The sequence below is a fragment of the Bradyrhizobium sp. Kon56 genome, from assembly GCF_055807635.1.
Genome location: NZ_JBVVOU010000654.1, coordinates 1 through 234, shown reverse-complemented (window position 1 = coordinate 234; position 234 = coordinate 1). Strand labels below are relative to the sequence as shown.

The window sequence follows — 234 nt, the reverse complement described above, 5'->3', positions numbered from 1 at the left end:
CCCGCGCCTGCACCGGCGTCTTCGACAGGCCGACCTTGGCCGCGAGTTCCGACATGGAAAGCCGGCCGTCGCTGCCCAGCGCCGACAGGATGTTCCTGTCGATGCGGTCCAATTGGTCTTCGTTCATCGATTCTGTGGTCAAGTTGGCGGAAAATCCGGCCCATGAGAGTCCAATCGACCTGCCGTGTCGAGTACTTTGGACCGACCGAAACCCCGCTTTGTGCTAGCTTGCGC

The 234-nt window shown here is 61.5% G+C and carries 1 protein-coding gene; it reads right to left on the bottom strand.

Translation table 11 applies throughout. From position 1 onward, the window contains the following. Window positions 1-127: AsnC family transcriptional regulator (locus AC0L3B_RS40400; RefSeq protein ID WP_473383691.1), on the bottom strand; the 127-nt coding region annotated here is incomplete at its 3' end. Between the last annotated feature and the right edge of the window lie 107 nt (window positions 128-234).